Origin of the sequence: Maribacter confluentis (assembly GCF_030505015.1) — a bacterium.
GTDB classification, from domain to species: Bacteria; Bacteroidota; Bacteroidia; order Flavobacteriales; family Flavobacteriaceae; genus Maribacter; species Maribacter sedimenticola.
The window spans coordinates 242,428-259,111 of sequence record NZ_JAUKUC010000001.1 but is presented as its reverse complement, the minus strand read 5'-3'; the positions used below and the strand labels follow the sequence as shown (position 1 = coordinate 259,111).

15 protein-coding genes and 1 pseudogene are annotated in these 16,684 nt (G+C 37.5%); 7 read left to right on the top strand and 9 right to left on the bottom strand.

Annotated elements, in window-relative coordinates; genetic code table 11:
• Positions 1-197: 197 nt before the first annotated feature.
• The 6 genes and pseudogenes from rpsF (at position 198) to hisS (ending at position 6,516) form a co-directional block, all read left to right on the top strand.
• A complete protein-coding gene (rpsF, locus tag Q2T41_RS01305; protein WP_089260160.1) occupies positions 198-542 on the top strand; it encodes a 30S ribosomal protein S6 in 345 nt (114 codons plus the stop codon).
• Between the two features lie 5 nt (positions 543-547).
• Entirely contained in the window at positions 548-844 is a 297-nt protein-coding gene (gene rpsR / locus Q2T41_RS01300; protein ID WP_027067300.1) for a 30S ribosomal protein S18, read from the top strand.
• A 13-nt stretch (positions 845-857) separates the two neighbouring features.
• Positions 858-1,310 (top strand): 50S ribosomal protein L9, encoded by a 453-nt coding sequence (rplI, locus tag Q2T41_RS01295; RefSeq protein ID WP_089260161.1) that lies wholly within the window; start codon positions 858-860, stop codon positions 1,308-1,310.
• 102 nt (positions 1,311-1,412) lie between these two features.
• Positions 1,413-4,519 (top strand): annotated as a pseudogene (locus tag Q2T41_RS01290) (TonB-dependent receptor).
• Between the two features lie 60 nt (positions 4,520-4,579).
• Positions 4,580-5,056: a DUF6495 family protein gene (locus tag Q2T41_RS01285; RefSeq protein WP_304434450.1), complete on the top strand. Its 477-nt coding sequence runs from the start codon at positions 4,580-4,582 to the stop codon at positions 5,054-5,056.
• A gap of 83 nt (positions 5,057-5,139) precedes the next feature.
• Complete coding sequence (gene hisS / locus Q2T41_RS01280) at positions 5,140-6,516, top strand: histidine--tRNA ligase (RefSeq protein ID WP_304434449.1); 1,377 nt, start codon at positions 5,140-5,142, stop codon at positions 6,514-6,516.
• On the opposite strand, the gene Q2T41_RS01275 is transcribed toward hisS, so the two are convergent.
• Both Q2T41_RS01275 and Q2T41_RS01270 read right to left on the bottom strand, forming a co-directional pair.
• Positions 6,505-7,080: an NUDIX hydrolase gene (locus Q2T41_RS01275; protein WP_304434447.1), complete on the bottom strand. Its 576-nt coding sequence runs from the start codon at positions 7,078-7,080 to the stop codon at positions 6,505-6,507. The two genes, hisS and Q2T41_RS01275, sit on opposite strands and share 12 nt — an antisense overlap.
• Before the next feature lie 24 nt (positions 7,081-7,104).
• A complete protein-coding gene (locus Q2T41_RS01270; RefSeq protein WP_304434445.1) occupies positions 7,105-8,196 on the bottom strand; it encodes a M42 family metallopeptidase in 1,092 nt (363 codons plus the stop codon).
• A gap of 104 nt (positions 8,197-8,300) precedes the next feature.
• Between Q2T41_RS01270 and Q2T41_RS01265 the strand changes: the two genes are divergently transcribed.
• A complete protein-coding gene (locus Q2T41_RS01265) occupies positions 8,301-8,993 on the top strand; it encodes a DUF4294 domain-containing protein (protein ID WP_304434443.1) in 693 nt (230 codons plus the stop codon).
• Here the strand turns inward: Q2T41_RS01265 and Q2T41_RS01260 are convergent.
• The 7 genes from Q2T41_RS01260 to trmD form a co-directional block, all read right to left on the bottom strand.
• A complete protein-coding gene (locus tag Q2T41_RS01260) occupies positions 8,990-9,229 on the bottom strand; it encodes a DUF6095 family protein (protein WP_304434441.1) in 240 nt (79 codons plus the stop codon). The two genes, Q2T41_RS01265 and Q2T41_RS01260, sit on opposite strands and share 4 nt — an antisense overlap.
• Positions 9,216-10,130: a DUF4249 family protein gene (locus tag Q2T41_RS01255; RefSeq protein WP_304434439.1), complete on the bottom strand. Its 915-nt coding sequence runs from the start codon at positions 10,128-10,130 to the stop codon at positions 9,216-9,218. The genes Q2T41_RS01260 and Q2T41_RS01255 overlap by 14 nt, the downstream gene beginning before the upstream one ends.
• A gap of 4 nt (positions 10,131-10,134) precedes the next feature.
• Positions 10,135-12,534, bottom strand: a complete 2,400-nt coding sequence (locus Q2T41_RS01250; protein ID WP_304434438.1) for a TonB-dependent receptor — start codon at positions 12,532-12,534, stop codon at positions 10,135-10,137.
• 114 nt (positions 12,535-12,648) lie between these two features.
• Positions 12,649-14,865: an NADP-dependent isocitrate dehydrogenase gene (locus tag Q2T41_RS01245; protein ID WP_304434436.1), complete on the bottom strand. Its 2,217-nt coding sequence runs from the start codon at positions 14,863-14,865 to the stop codon at positions 12,649-12,651.
• Positions 14,866-15,041: 176 nt separating this feature from the next.
• Positions 15,042-15,164 carry a hypothetical protein gene (locus Q2T41_RS01240; RefSeq protein WP_304434434.1) on the bottom strand — a complete coding sequence of 41 codons (123 nt, stop codon included), beginning with the start codon at positions 15,162-15,164 and terminating at the stop codon, positions 15,042-15,044.
• Between the two features lie 344 nt (positions 15,165-15,508).
• Positions 15,509-15,859, bottom strand: coding sequence for a 50S ribosomal protein L19 (rplS, locus tag Q2T41_RS01235; protein ID WP_089260171.1), 351 nt, complete (start codon positions 15,857-15,859; stop codon positions 15,509-15,511).
• A 137-nt stretch (positions 15,860-15,996) separates the two neighbouring features.
• Positions 15,997-16,671: a tRNA (guanosine(37)-N1)-methyltransferase TrmD gene (gene trmD, locus Q2T41_RS01230; protein ID WP_089260172.1), complete on the bottom strand. Its 675-nt coding sequence runs from the start codon at positions 16,669-16,671 to the stop codon at positions 15,997-15,999.
• Positions 16,672-16,684 lie beyond the last annotated feature (13 nt).

Sequence of the window (16,684 nt, the reverse complement as noted above, 5' to 3'; positions counted from 1 at the left end):
ATAACCGAAAAAACCTGCTGAACTACAACTAAAGATGTGAACAATGCAGTGTTGATCGTGTACTTGGTAATGATCATATGTTTAAGATTTGGTTTATTTTTTTAATGTTGTTACCATTCAATAACGAAGAATATTCACATTTCTTATAATTATTTTAAAATAATATCTATTTTTGCACTCCTTAAAACAAATATAATATGAACCATTACGAAACTGTTTTCATTTTGAATCCCGTTCTATCTGATGTTCAGATAGAGGAAACAGTTAAGAAATTCGAGGATTTCTTAATTAAGAATGGCGCCAAAATGGTAGCCAAAGAGAACTGGGGGCTTAAGAAATTAGCTTACCCTATCCAAAACAAGAAGAGTGGATTTTATCACTTGTTCGAATTCACTAGCAACGGTGAGGTCGTTATGCCTTACGAGCAGGAATTTAGAAGAGACGAACGTGTTATGCGTTTCTTGACCGTTAAATTGGACAAGCACGCCATTGCATGGGCAGAAAAAAGAAGAACAAGAAACAAAAAAACCGCTAAAGCTTAAGTATTATGGCAACATTACAACAACAGGCAAAAGGAAAGAAAGATGGGGAGATCAGGTATCTAACTCCATTGAACATTGAAACCAACACAAAAAAGAAGTATTGTCGTTTTAAAAAATCCGGTATTAAATACGTGGATTATAAGGATGCGGATTTTTTATTGAAGTTGGTAAACGAGCAAGGTAAATTATTACCTAGAAGACTTACCGGAACTTCCTTGAAGTATCAAAGAAAAGTGGCCCAAGCGGTAAAAAGAGCTCGTCATTTGGCGTTAATGCCATATGTTGCTGATTTATTAAAATAATAAGAAAAGTATCATGGAGCTTATATTAAAAGAAGACGTACAGAATTTAGGTTTTAAAGACGATATAGTAAATGTTAAGAACGGATATGGAAGAAATTTCCTTATTCCTCAAGGCTTGGCCGCTATGGCTACTACATCGGCTAAGAAAGTTTTGGCCGAAAACCTAAAGCAAAGAGCACACAAAGAGAAAAAAGTAATTGATGCCGCCAAAAAGACAGAAGAGGCATTAAAGGCTTTAGAATTGAAGATAACTGCTAAAACAGGAGCTGCAGATAAATTGTTTGGTTCTGTAACTAATGGTGATTTGGCAGATGCACTTGGAAAAGAAGGGCATGAAATCGATAAAAAATTCATTAGCATCTTGGGTGGTGCGGTTAAAAGAACCGGACCATATAATGCACAGATCAGATTACACCGTGAGGTTATTGTTGATTTTGGATTTGAAGTTGTTGCCGAGAAAAAGTAATAACAAGATTTGTTAATAATATAAAAAGAGCTATGCATGCATAGCTCTTTTTTTTATGCTTATTTTTGGCCGATAACTCATAACCACCTCAAAACTAATTTTATGAAAAAACAAGTATTGTTTCAACTGTTATTTTTCATACTAACAGTAACAAGTTACGCTCAGGTTACGACCTCCAACATTAGGGGTTTGGTCGTAGATGATCAAAAGGAGCCTTTGTTTGGCGCCAATATTGTAGCGGTCCATACTCCAACGGGAACAAAGTATGGTTCCATTACAAATGAAGATGGTAGGTTCAATTTATTAAACCTCCGTGTAGGCGGTCCCTATATATTGGAGATTACATATGTTGGTTTTAAGACCTATACCCTAAATGATGTCTATTTATCCTTGGGCCAAACATTTAATGTTGATACCCAGTTAACTAGCGAAAGTCAATCGTTGGACGAGGTGACCGTAGTATCTGATCGTTCAGGGACTTTTAATAGTGATAGGACAGGGGCAGAGACCAATGTGGGCAGAAGGGAGCTGACACGTTTGCCTACAATTACCAGATCAGCACAGGATTTTACAAGATTGGAACCAACGGCTAGCGGTAATTCTTTTGGGGGTAGAAACGATCAGTTCAATAATTTTTCGTTGGACGGTGCCATATTCAATAACCCATTTGGATTAGATGCGGCAACACCTGGCGGCCAGACAGATTCTCAACCTATTTCCTTGGATGCCATAGACCAAATACAGGTTTCTACTGCACCATATGACGTTACACAGTCAGGTTTCACCGGAGCATCCGTTAATGCTGTAACAAAAAGTGGATCTAATGAATTCCATGGTACTGCCTACGGTTTTTTTAGAAATGAGGATATGACCGGGGCAAGGTAAAAGGGGAAGATGTTGTTAAACCAAAATTGGAACAAAATCAATATGGTGTAAGTATAGGTGGCCCTATTATAAAAAACAAATTATTCTTTTTTGCCAATTTTGAAAAAGATGATAGAACAGATTTAGGAACCAATGGTTGGGTGCCTAATACAGGTTCTGGTGCAATTAACGAATCTAGGGTGTTAGAGAGCGACTTAATTGCAGTGAGAAATCAATTATTGGCAGTTGGTTATGATCCCGGCGCATATGAAGGTTTTGTGCATAAGGCAGAGTCTACCAAGGGTTTGCTTAAATTAGACTGGAATATTGATGATAACAATAGATTGGCGGTCATTTATAATTTCTTGAACGCCAGTAAGGAAAAGCCGGCGCACCCTACTGCTATTCAGTTTAGAGGGCCAAGTGCCAATACGCTTCAATTCCAGAACTCTGGTTATGAGATCAACAATGAATTAAAATCGGTTCAAATTGAATTGAACAGTACCCTATCGGAAACTGCTACGAATAAATTACAGGTAGGGTATACCCATTTCAACGACTATAGAAATCCTTTTTCCACTCCAGCGCCATCAATTAATATATCCAAGGATGGTTCTAATTACATTATTGCGGGTCATGAACCGTTTTCCGCAAATAACAGATTGGATCAAAAAGTATTTCAGGTAACGAACAATCTTAATTTCTACAAGGGCGATCATACCTATACTGTAGGTTTTTCGTTGGAAAAATTTATGTTCGACAATTCATTTAACCTTACTGCTTATGGTTTTGATTTGTTCGGTAGTGTTGATATAGCAGATTTCGATGCAACCACATATGACTTTGCAGGGCCGCTATCAACCTTTAACGCAAATAATAGTGTTCCGGATGGTGAAGGTTGGGCACTGGCAGAAACCAATGTGGGTCAATTGGCATTTTATGTACAAGACGAATGGAACTTGAGTGAAAAGTTCAAGTTGACCTATGGCGTAAGGTTTGATAAGCCTTTGTTTTATGATACTGCAGAAAAAGCACAAGATGTCATAGATAGGGCTTTTGTAATTGCAGATCAACCTTATCAAAACCCAAATACAGGAGAAACGGTATTTATTGATAATACCCAAATGCCAACCAATGATTGGCTGATTTCTCCAAGAGTAGGTTTCAATTATGATGTCTACGGAGATCGTTCATTGCAATTACGTGGTGGGTCAGGATTATTTACAGGACGTTTCCCATTTGTATGGTTAGGAAACCAAATAGCTGCCCCAGATGTATTTTTCCTTCAGGCTGTGGATCCAGAATATAAATTTCCACAAGTTTGGAGAACCAACATAGGTGCGGACAAGCGTTTGGATAACGGTCTGGTACTTACTGCTGATGTCTCCTACACCAAAGATATTAATGGTCCACATGTCCAGAATTGGGCATTGACGTCCCCTTCTGGTAATTTATCCGGCGTGGATACAAGGGCAATTTATACAGATGCCGATTTATTGAATAGTTTTGGTCTAGGTGCCGGTCCGTATGTATTTACCAATTCCAATAAGGGTAGAATTTGGAACGCATCATTAAAAGCTGAGAAAACTTTTGATAACGGTCTGTATACTATGGTGGCTTATAGCTATTTGGACGCCAAGGATGTAAATTCTATTGAAGCGGAGATTACATCAGATGCCTTTGTAGGTAACCCAGTGGTCAACGACGCCAATGCAGATGTTCTAGCACCTTCAAAATATGGGGATAAGCATAGATTTATCGGTGTGGCCAGTAAAAATTGGACTTATGGCAATGATAAATGGGGGACAACCATTTCAACATTTTTTGAATATGCACAAGGAGGAAGATTCAACTACACATATGGAGGTGATATTAATGGTGACGGTTCCGGGATCAATGATTTGATCTATGTACCTACACCAGCCGAAATTGATCAAATGCAATTTTCAGCTGCTGGACAGGGAGCTGCATTCAATAACTATATTGAGCAGGACGATTATTTGAGCGGTAGAAGAGGACAGTATGCCGAACGCTATGGGGCATTGGCGCCATGGAGAGGTAGATGGGACCTTAAAATTCTTCAGGATTATAAGTTTAATGTATCTGCCACCAAAATAAATACTATACAATTCAGTATAGATGTATTGAATATTGGAAATATGATCAGTTCTGAATGGGGCTTGGTGCAACAACCAAATAATATACAGCCGGTTGGTGTATCTGTAGATTCGGATACAATCGTACCTACCTATACATTTAATCCAGATTTAACGGAAACTTTTGGTTATGATGCAAGTCTATTGTCAAGATGGCAAGCTCAATTTGGTCTACGTTATATTTTTTAAAAAGTGAAATAAAGTTAAAAAAGCCCTGACAATTCTGTTGGGGCTTTTTATTTTTGCAATATGAAGTATACAAGACTTACAAAGGAACAATTGGAAGAATTGCACCAAGAATTCATTAATTTTTTGGCTACACAATCCATTACGGGAGATGAGTGGGAGAAGATAAAAAAGGATAAGCCAAAAGTGGCAGAAGAGGAAATAGATATTTTTAGTGATTTGGTGTGGGAAGGAGTGTTGACCAAGGTAGGCTACTTGGAAAATATTTCTAAGGATCAAATGCATTTGTTTCATCTTACGGATAAGGAAATGAAGTTGATTTCGGTCAAGGTAATGAACCCAGAAGTTGACCTCACCACAAAAGAAGGCTTTGGTTGGTTCAAGAAAAATTGGCAATCGGACTTTGTAGAATACCTTACGGCTTCCAAAGCCTATACAGATGATAAGAACGTAGATAAGTTTTTGTTGCTGCAACAAGGTGCGGTCATAACCAAAGGGGAGTTGTACCAATGGTTTGAGAATGTAATTGAACCGTCATAAAACTACTTGCATTTATTTATTAGTTCTTCTTCATTGTAGTCTAGGTCAATGAAGGTTATATTTGTAATATCAATCAAACATTCATGGCACAAAAACCATCCATACCAAAGGGTACGCGAGATTTTTCTCCTTCAGAAATTGCAAAACGTAATTATATTTTCGATAGTATAAAGAAAAATTTTCAAACCTATGGTTTTCAACCTATAGAAACACCCTCTTTTGAAAATTCCGAGACCTTATTAGGTAAATATGGGGAAGAAGGAGACCGTTTAATTTTTAAGATATTAAACTCGGGCGATTTTATAAGCAAGGTAGACGATGTTACCTATAGCTCTAAAAACTCGGCAACTATAGCACCTAGAATAACGGAAAAGGCATTACGGTATGATTTGACCGTTCCTTTTGCCCGCTACGTGGTTATGCACCAGAATGAATTGGATTTTCCTTTTAAACGCTATCAAATTCAACCGGTTTGGCGTGCAGATAGACCACAGAAAGGCCGTTTTAGAGAGTTTTTTCAGTGCGATGCGGATGTGGTTGGTTCAGACTCATTGCTGCAGGAAGTGGAGCTCATACAGCTTTATGATGCGGTATTTGCAGATTTAAAGTTAGACGGCGTAACCATTAAAATGAACAATCGTAAAATTTTGGCCGGTATTGCGGAAGTAATCGGTGCCAAACATTTATTGATAGATTTTACGGTTGCTTTGGATAAGTTGGATAAAATTGGAGAAGAAGGTGTAAAAAAGGAAATGCTGTCAAAAGGCATTTCCAAAGAAGCTATTGATAAAGCGTCACCGTTGTTTGAACCACAGGGCAGTAATGTTAATCAATTAGAACGTTTGGAAACCTTACTTGAAAGTTCAGAGGAAGGTAAGAAAGGTTTGGAGGAGCTTCGGTATATCCTGGAAACCATTTCGTCCATTGGTCTGCAAACTGCAAAACTTACTATAGATGTTACTTTGGCCAGAGGACTAAATTATTACACTGGGGCTATTTTTGAAGTAGCAGCTCCAGACGGTGTTAAAATGGGCTCTATTGGCGGTGGAGGAAGATATGATGATCTTACCGGTATTTTTGGATTGAAGGATGTGAGCGGAGTGGGAATTTCATTTGGATTAGATAGAATCTATTTGGTGTTAGAGGAACTAAACCTTTTTCCGAAGTCCGTTGATAGAACATTGGATGTGCTATGTCTTAATTTTGGGGCAAAAGAGGCACTTGCCTCCTTAAAGTTGATAACCGTATTGCGCAAAAATGGTGTATTTGCAGATGTGTATCCGTCCAATGCCAAAATCCAGAAGCAATTTAAATATGCCAATAATAGAAAAGTACCGTATGTCATTCTTTTGGGCGCGGAAGAATTGAATTCAAATTCTTTTATAGTAAAACATATGGAAAGTGGTGAACAGACTACCTATTCATTTTCTGAATTGGATAAGTTTATTTCAACCCTCTAGCAGCTCATGTTGTATGGCTTTGATAATTGTGCTGTAATATTGCAGTGAATGTGGAACGTATTGCTTGGTATTTATATTTTCCACTTTAGTTTGGAAAGTTTCCAAGGACATTAGCTTAAGGTCATCTACTTCACTTTGTTGTTTAATCAATGAGGTTACCGGTACGCATAATTCAGAAATATAGGTATGGTGAAATTCACAATCCAACAACGTATTGGAATGGTTTTGAACCGATTTGAAAATTCCGATTTTTATAAGTTGTTCTTTTTTGATATCCAGCCCTATTTCTTCCTTTACTTCCCTTATTGCAGTATAAAGTGCGGTTTCTCCGAACCCTATGTGGCCAGCAACGGAAACATCCCACAATCCCGGAAATGTATCTTTGGTAATAGACCGTTTCTGCAATAGAATTTGTCCCCTTTTTGTAAAGAACCAAATATGTACCGTTGCATGAAATAGCCCTTTTGCATGGGCAATAGACTTCATTTGAGATGTACCTGTAGCGGAACCATCCTCATGTAATATATCAATTAGTTCATCCATTTGTAAAAAAAATCCCTCCATATTAATGAGGAGGGATTTTAAAGTTTAATCGAAATAACTAAAGGTTTCCCCTTCCTTAATATTTAATAATGTTTCATAAATAAGTTGAATTACATTTTCAACATCCTCCCTATGAACCATTTCAACCGTTGTGTGCATATACCTTAAAGGTAAAGAAATCAATGCAGATGCAACGCCGCCATTGCTATAGGCAAAAGCATCGGTATCCGTACCTGTTGATCTGGATGCGGCCATTCGTTGAAAAGGTATTTTCTTTGCTTCTGCGGTCTCTATAATACGTTCACGCAGTTTATTCTGTACCGCAGGGGCATAGGAAATTACAGGTCCCAATCCTATTTCAGTATGACCTTGGGTTTTCTTTTCGATCATTGGTGTGGTGGTATCATGGCATACATCCGTAATAATGGCCACATTGGGTTTTATGGTCTGTGTAATCATTTCTGCCCCGCGAAGTCCAATTTCCTCTTGAACGGAATTGGTAATATAAAGACCAAAAGGTAGTTTAACTTTATTTTCATGAAGTAAACGGGCCACTTCTGCAATCATAAAACCACCGGCACGGTTATCTATTGCCCTACATACAAACTTATCACCGTTCAAAACATGAAATGTATCCGGATAGGTTATAACGCATCCTACATGTACGCCCATTTTCTCTACCTCGGCTTTATCCTTAGCGCCAATGTCAATACAGATATTGTCCAATTTTGGAGCAAGTTCCTCTTTTTCGCCTTTGCGGGTGTGTATGGCAGGCCATCCAAAAACGCCCTTTACAATACCGTTTTTAGTATGGATATTTACCCATTTGGAAGTTGCTATTTGGTGATCGCTACCTCCATTTCTGATGACATAGATCAAACCATTGTCCGTAATATAGTTTACGTACCAAGAAATTTCATCGGAATGACCTTCTATAACCACTTTGTATTTGGCATCTGGATTAATAACACCTACGGCCGTACCATAAGTATCGGTAATGAAGGTATCCACATATGGTTTAAGATAGTTCATCCATAATTTTTGCCCCTCCCATTCATAACCGGTTGGTGCAGCATTATTTAAGTATTTTTCAAAAAAGTCCAAGGACTTATCCGTAATTATTTTTTTATTCGCCATCTACATAATTTTAAGATACAAACTTAACAATATTAGCGTTGTATTAATAATAACCTTTTGTATTAATCGTTAATTTTGGCAAGACTTTTGCTTAACCTGTGTCAATGAAATATGTATTCGTATTCTTTTTAATTATAGGAGGTTCCATATCATTATGTTTTTCCCAAGTAGAGGAACAGGAATTGGATTCCATTTCCGAAAGAATGATCATTGTTGCAGGTGACTCATTGATACAAAGTTCAATTGCACTTGAAGAGGCCTATGTTTTTGGGAAACTTAAATTTTCGTCATATGACGATAAATTGCGGTATTATATTCTGCGTAGAAAAACTGAAAAAGTCTATCCTTATGCCAAACTTGCCGCAGAACGGTTGGTGGAATTGAATGATAGTTTAGCAAGTATAAAGAATAAGCGAAAACGTAATAAGTATACAAAAAAGGTTCAGAAATACATTGAAGAGGAATTTTCTGAAGAGTTAAAAAAGCTTACCCGTACAGAAGGCCAAATTTTGGTGAAACTGATATATAGACAAACCGGTTCTACCGCATTTGATTTGGTAAAGGATTTAAGAAATGGATGGCGTGCTTTTTGGTACAATACCACGGCCAAATTATTTAAAATCAGTATAAAGGAAGAGTTTCATCCGGACCAGATTGAAGAGGATTATCTTATCGAGGATATCTTACAGCGCGCTTTTTCAAAAGGGAAATTGGAACGGCAGGCAACCGTGTTGGACTATGATTATGACCAACTTTACAACAAATGGAAAAAAACGACCAAAGTACCCAAGGATTAGCTGTTTTTTGTTTTTTTGCCGAAGACGGATTCAACAATGGTGGATATTCCTTTAAACCCCATAATGACTGCCCAGCCGGCTAAAATAATCCCCAAAATGCACACAGGCCAAAATAACGGATGTTCTTGATTTTTAAAAGCTTGCCATAACACAAACGGTGCAGTAAACATTAACACTACCGTGGTTGCTAGTCTTTTAAGGCCTTTAACAAGCAAATCTTTATCAGTTCTCTTCATGTTGAATAACGATACTTTTTTTGTATTCCTGCACAATTGCAAAATAACCTAGTGCAAAATTGTTTGACCGCTCTACATTATCTTTGACGTCATCATTGTCAATACCAGTTATATTGGTAATGTTGCCCCTAACCGTAGCTGCAGGAGTTTGAAAAGGACCCTGGTCACCACCTGATTGTACAATAATTTGGTTCATATAATTATAGAATGCCTCTGTAGCACCCAATAGACTTATTTCTACGGTATCATCTGTATCCAAGGCCAGATCGGCATCGTAAAAATAGGAGAATACAAATGTTTGACCTTGATAGAATTCATCTTCGGTAACTAAATATTCATTAAAGTCAAAATCCAGAATATAAAAATCATCTCGTTCTCCATTATCGGTAAAAGTTACAATGACCTCGGTTTCATCTCCGGAAAATAGAGTTTGATCCCCTTGTTCCAAACTGTCTATTGGTACTGATTTTACATATGTGGTAGAAGCAAAATAGCGTTCTTGTTCGGTCTCGATAATAAGTTGAAAAACATCTCCTTCATTAATATTTTGAACCCTAATTCTTTGATCACTATCAAATGATGGATCAGGCACCCATTTACCACTACCAGGTTCAAGTTCGGTTAAATTAGAAACTCCGCCTCCTTCAAGTATTTCAGGTGCATCTAAATTTGGTGTACCATAATATATAACAGCGTTCTTTATATTGGCAACAGTATTGGTTTCAAAAAAGGAACTACTCTGTGTTACCGTGATTTCAATAGGCACATATTCTTCCGTTTCATCTACGCGTATAACGCCGTTGACAATAAGTCTTATATCGTTTTCCGGTAAGGTTACGTCTATTACATCCTCACAGGATGCAACCAAAATCATCAATAGGATCAATGCTAGTTTTTTCATGATCTTACAGTTTAAAATTATAAGTTACTGCGGGCACAATGCCAAATATAGAGGTTCTAACAGCTTCATTGGCCCCGGTGTCATCATTGCGTCTAAAATTAATTGAAGCGGCATTACGACGGTTGTAGACGTTGTAAAGGCTAAAAACCCATTCTCCCTTAATTTTTCTTTCCGAATTTTTTCTAGGGGTCAAAGTTGCGGATAAGTCAAGACGATTATAGTCCGGTAAGCGCTCGCTATTTCGTTGTCCATAGTATGGAATGGTTAACCCTTCAAATTCAAATTGGCCTATGGGGTAATTGGTAGGTTGACCGGTTTGATAAGTGAAATTACTGCTAAAGCTCCATTTTTTATTTAAATCGTAGCTAACGAATACGGATATATCGTGGGTTTTATCATACGGTGTATTGTACCAATTGCCAAAATTGATGCCAGATTCCAAATTACTCCTGCCATTATCGGTAACCGCTGCTCTTCCCGGTGTTCGTTGTTCAGATTTAGATAGTGTGTATGCTAGCCATCCTTGTAACTTACCTTCATTTTTACGTAACAAAAGTTCAAGACCATACGCTCTTGCCTCGCCGTTTAGAATTACCTGTTCAATGGCATTGTTGGCTATAAGGTTTGCACCGTCTATATAGTCAATTCTATTCTGTACATCTTTGTAAAATACTTCACTTTCCACAGAATAATCCCCATCTGCCAAATTTTTAAAATAGCCAAGGGCATATTGGTCCAACAACTGTGGTTCAATAAATGGGCCACTTGGCGTCCAGACATCTAAAGGGGTAGGGGAGCTTGTGTTGGATAAGAGATGTAGGTATTGTGCCAATCTGGTATAGCTGGCCTTGACCGAGCTGGTCGCTGTCATTGTATAGGATAGGGAAGCTCTAGGTTCAAAATTTCCAAAAGTAGATAATGTGGTGCCTCTACCGGGATTGATTATATCTATGGGCTCCGCTTCCTTATAAATTAGTAATAAAGGATCAAATTCCACAGGATTGTTATTGGCATAGACATTTAGCTCATCTTGGCCTAAACGCATAAAATGACTATAGCGTAATCCATAACCAACGCTTAAATTATCCGTAATACGTTGTTCCACATCAATGTAAGCGGCAAATTCATTGGCATATTTTTGTATTAATTGCTCTTCTACAATTCCGGATTCGGAATTGCTAGGTTTAATCTTACCCGGATTAAATTGATAATATACATTGTTGATACCGTAGTTTACTTGAAGTTTGTCGCTTAGGTAATGCTTAAGGTCATATTTTACATTAAAATTACGTATGCCTGAATTCCAGTTAAACCCAACAAAATCCAATTTTAGCCCGTAATAATAGTCGGAATAAATTAATGATAGGTTGGAAAATAATTTATCTGAGAATAGATGATTCCACCTAAAATTTCCAACAGCGTTACCATAAGTGTTTACAAAACTATCATTGATTCCAAAAACATCCCTTCCAAAATAACCACTTAGGAAAATGTTGTTTTTCTCGTTAAGCCTATAATTTAATTTGGTATTTAAATCGTAAAAATAAGCGGTATTATCAATATCGAACAGGGGTAAAAAAAGGTGTGCGTATGAAGCTCTTCCACCAATCAAGAAGGCGGACTTATCTTTTTTAATTGGGCCTTCCAATAATAGTCTGCTTGCCACGGCTCCTATACCGCCATTCATTTTAAATTCCTTGCTATTTCCTTCTTTTTGAAAGATATCCAGTACAGATGAAACCCTGCCACCATAACGAGCCGGAATCCCCCCTTTATACAATTTTACATCTTTTATCGCATCTGGATTAAATACAGAAAAGAAACCAAATAAATGAGAAGAATTAAAGATTATGGCCTCATCCAATAAAATTAGATTCTGATCGGCAGCTCCACCACGAACATTAAAACCAGATGCCCCTTCACCTGCATTTGTTACTCCAGGTAGTAAGAGAATAGATTTTATGACATCTGCCTCGCCTAAAATAACCGGTATTTTTTTAATAGTGCCAATGGATAAGGTATTGACGCTCATTTGAGGTTTTCTAATATCCATTTTCTCCACGTTCTCGCTAACAATGACTTCATCTAACTGCTCGGCCTCTTCGTTCATAAAAAAATCTATTTTTTTATTTTCGGATAGAACGATTTCCTGTGTGATATCGGTAAAACCTAAATAGCTGATACGGAGTTTGTAGGTTCCTTCTGGTAGGGTGATGGAGTAAAAACCATATTCATTGGTAGTAACCCCTGTTTGTAATTCAGGAAACGCAACGGTAACCCCAATTAGTGTTTCATTACTTTGATTTTCTGAAATGGTACCACTTAGCGTATACTTTTGTTGGCCACAAGAAACAGACGGAAAAAGAAAAGCACAAAAAAGAATAATGAGTAAATATTCCTTCATCAATTTTTTTTGTAAAAATACTTAGAAAAGTAAGATGTTCCTAAGTTAAAAATAGACCCAATAAAAATACCCTTAACCATTGGTTAAGGGTATTGACTGTAAATATTATTGCTTTTATAGGGTATTAAGAATATTATTTAACGTTGTACTAGGACGCATAGCTTTTTCCACTAGTACTTCATCTGGTTTATAATATCCGCCTATATTTTGTTCAGAACCTTGGGCATCGATCAATTCCTGAAGAATCTGGTTTTCTTGTTGGTTAATTTGACTGCTTACCGTGGTGAATATAGCTTTTAAATCTGCGTTGTCATTCTGTTCGGCCAAAGCTTCCGCCCAGTATTTGGCTAAATAAAAATGACTACCTCTAGTATCCAGTTCCTTTACTTTTCTTGATGGAGACTTATCGTTCAATAGGAATTTTTCAGTGGCACTGTCCAATGTATCCCCAAGGATCTTAGCTTTGGCATTATCATTTTTCTCGCCATAAAATTCCAAAGAAACGCCTAAGGCCAAAAATTCTCCCAACGAATCCCAGCGCAGGTGTCCTTCTTCCATAAATTGCTCCACATGCTTAGGAGCGGAACCACCTGCTCCAGTCTCGAACAATCCTCCACCGTTCATTAAAGGAACGATCGATAACATTTTTGCACTGGTACCCACTTCTAAAATTGGGAATAGGTCGGTCAAGTAATCCCTAAGAACATTTCCTGAAACGGAGATAGTATCTTTACCGGCCTTCATCCTTTTTAAGGTGAATTCCGTAGCTGCCGTAGGAGCCATAATTTGAATATCAAGATCTTGGGTGTCTTCGTTTTTTAGATAAACATTGACTTTCTTTATCAGTTCCGCATCATGGGACCTGTTTTTATCCAACCAAAAAATTGCAGGGACATTGGTTGCCCTAGCTCTTGATACGGCCAATTTCACCCAATCCTGAACCGGGGCGTCTTTCACCTGGCACATACGCCAAATATCCCCTTGTTCAACTTCATGTTCTAAAAGCACTTTTCCGGAAGCAATGTCCACTACTTGAACTTTACCAGGCTCTTGAATTTCAAAAGTCTTGTCATGGGAGCCATACTCTTCTGCCTTTTGTGCCATTAAGCCTACATTAGGTACCGTGCCCATCGTGGTGGGGTCAAAAGCACCATGTTTCTTGCAGAAATCTATTGTTGCAGTATAAATACCGGCATAGCTACTGTCTGGAATAACAGCTTTCGTATCTTGTGATTTACCTTCGGCATTCCACATTTTTCCAGAATTTCTAATCATTGCTGGCATTGAAGCATCAATAATTATATCACTAGGTACATGTAGATTGGTAATTCCCTTATCTGAATTTACCATGGCTAAATCTGGACCGTCATTAAAAGCTTCGTCCAAATCTTTTTGGATCTGGCTGCTTTCTTCGGAAGGTAATTGTGCTATCTTTTGATATAAACTGGCCATACCGTCGTTAGGACTAATACCTAACTTGTCAAAAGTGGCCTCATATTTTTTGAATACCGGCTTTAAAAACGTTTCTACTACGTGTCCAAAGATAATTGGGTCCGATACTTTCATCATTGTAGCCTTTAAATGCACGGAAAATAATACACCCTTATCTTTAGCGTCCTTAATCTCTTTTTTAAGAAAGTCTAATAACGCTGTTTTACTCATAACTGTGGCATCGATAATCTCACCGGCCAATAGGTCAATATTTTCTTTTAGTATGGATGTAGCACCGTTGCTTACCAATTTTATTTGTACGGCAGTTGCGTTGGGCACGGTCAAGGATTTTTCATTGGCTTGGAAATCACCTTCACCCATAGTAGCAACATGGGTTTTGGAGTCTGAGCTCCAGGCCCCCATACTATGTGGATTTTGTTTGGCGTAGTTTTTAACGGCTCTTGGAGCTCTACGGTCAGAGTTCCCCTCTCTTAACACAGGGTTTACGGCACTACCTTTAATCTTATCGTATTTTGCCTTTATTTCTTTTTCTTGGTCATTTTTAGGCTCGTCAGGATAATTGGGTAAGTTATATCCCTTTGCCTGCAGCTCTTTAATGGCGCCGTTCAATTGCGGTACGGAGGCACTGATATTAGGTAGCTTAATAATATTTGCTTCCGGCATTTTGGCCATTTTGCCCAATTCTTCCAAATCGTTAGATACCCTTTGTTCTGGCGTTAAAAATTCTGGAAAAGTTGCGGCTATTCTGCCTGCAAGTGAAATATCCTTGGTTTCAATCTGTATTCCCGAAGTTTTGGTAAAAGCTTTTACAATAGGTAAAAATGACTCTGTTGCCAATGCTGGCGCCTCGTCAGTTTTGGTATAAAATATTTTGGACATATTTGGTTTTGTTTTTAATTAAAGCGGAACAAATATACAATTTTATATAGGCTAAAAAGATAGGATTTGCCTGAATATTTAAGGATAGAAAGGAAGATTTGTGAAATAACAAAAGCCATATCATTGTACAAGTACATTGATATGGCTTTTTAGAAAAAGTTTACGGACAGTTTGTTTTAATTTTTCATTAAAACGGCAACCCTTGATTGCACCCGCTTCACTGATTCAACGTTTGAAATAATGGATATCCTTAACAAGCCGTTCAGGATAACATCATATTTCATTTTTATTACCTTCATTAATTACATAATGCTTAATTACATAAGTCATAATAATTAATTCATTAAAACTAGGATAAAGCGACAGCCTTATTTGTTTTAACTCACTTGAATCTATTGCATTGCAACTATCAAGTTCAGTAATAATCCAAAGAACGCAAACTTTGAAATGACCTTAACATCGGATTTCTTGGTTATCCTTATTTAAGAATCACACCTCAAGATATAAAAAATTTTGTTTGTTTTCGTTTTTTTTTAACTATTTATTAATCAACAGGTTGTAAACTTGCGTTGTTCACAATTGTTTATAAAAAAAGCTCCGTTTCATAATTGAAACGGAGCTTTTATATGATTGCGGATATTTATTATCCTCTAACTTCCTTAATTCTGGCTTTCTTACCGGTCAATTCACGGAAATAGTAAATTCTAGATCTACGTACTTTACCACGCTTATTAACTTCAATTTTTTGAAGAGCAGGTAAGTTGATAGGGAAGATACGCTCTACACCTACGGTACCTGACATTTTACGGATGGTAAAAGTTTCAGTAGCGCCGGTTCCCCTACGTTGAATTACTACACCTTTAAAAAACTGTGTTCTGGTCTTTTCACCTTCTCTAATCTCATAGTACACTGTAATAGTGTCACCAGATGAAAACTTAGGGAATTCTTTTTTGGTTACGAATTCGTCTTGTACAAATTTTATTAATGATTCCATTGTATTGTTAATTGGAATTAGGTTAAAGCAACATTCACGATTTTCGTCAGAGGTTGTTCTAACAGGGTGCAAAAATAATCCTAATTTTATAACCTACAAGTATTTTTTGCGATTTTTAAAATTATAGGGGTTATATTTTATTTTAATAAGTCCGGACGTAGTTTTTCGGTTCGCTCCATGGCCTGGTTTTCGCGCCATTCCTCTATTTTGCCAAAATTACCGCTTAAAAGTACATCGGGTACCTTCATACCTTTATATTCCGCTGGCCTTGTATAAACCGGTGGGGCCAAGAGCCCGTCCTGAAAAGTATCGGTTAGGGCTGAGGTTTCATCATTGAGTACGCCGGGTAAAAGTCTAATTACTGCATCACAAAGGACGGCTGCCCCCAATTCGCCACCGGAGAGCACATAATCGCCAATTGAAATTTCCTTAGTGATATAGGCGTCCCTTATTCTTTGGTCAACACCTTTATAGTGGCCGCACAAAATTATGATGTTGTCTACCATGGACAATTGATTTGCCATTTGCTGATTTAGGGTTTCGCCATCTGGGGTCATATATATGATTTCATCATAATCTCGTTGTGACCTTAAATTGGATATGCATTTGTCAATTGGTTCAATCATGAGTACCATTCCTGCTCCACCACCAAATTGGTAGTCGTCTACATTTCTATATTTAGTTGTGGTATAATCCCTGAGATTGTGAAAATGGACTTCAACCAAATTCTTTTCAATGGCTCTTTTAAGTATTGAAGCTTCAAAAGGACTGGTCAATAATTCGGGTAATACCGTAATGATGTCTATACGCATGGTGTGTAAGCGG